The organism is Bradyrhizobium sp. NBAIM08 (assembly GCF_020193935.1).
In the GTDB taxonomy this organism is placed as follows: Bacteria; Pseudomonadota; Alphaproteobacteria; order Rhizobiales; family Xanthobacteraceae; genus Bradyrhizobium; species Bradyrhizobium yuanmingense.
Window position 1 is genome coordinate 1 of sequence record NZ_JADYVR010000462.1, and the last position, 437, is coordinate 437.

Annotated in this window: 1 protein-coding gene; it reads left to right on the plus strand. The window is 65.7% G+C overall.

Annotated elements, in window-relative coordinates:
- Positions 1-248: 248 nt before the first annotated feature.
- Positions 249-437 (plus strand): hypothetical protein (locus I6F37_RS40445; protein WP_225154442.1); only part of this gene is annotated, 189 nt, incomplete at its 3' end.

Here is a 437-nt window from a genome sequence, read left to right on the forward strand (position 1 = left end):
GTCATACATCGCTGCCATCGGGCTGTACGCCTCGACGCCGTCGCCCCAGAGGTGGTTGAGCCAGACGTGGTTGAGCTCACGACGGAACACCATGTGCGTGTTGAACAGGGCGTTGTGGCGTAGAAGACCGTCGTCAGGCTGGGCGTCACGGACCGCTCGACGGTCCGGAACTTCGGCCGCTGCACGATCGGCGCCCTGAGTCCGTGTCGTCGCAGAGCGCGCTGGATCGGTTCCATCGAGTTCGGGTAGTGGGTGATGACGACGAACCGGCGGTTGATCTGCTTCAGGTAGGGCAACCAGGCGTTCAGCGCCGCCGCCGGATCGACCGGGGTCCCGATGAAGACGGCGTACTGGGGCGCGTACTTCTTCAGCTTGGCCCGCCACCGGTTGTCGGCATGCTCGGCGGCATCGGCTCGACGGATGGCGCCGATGCAGAC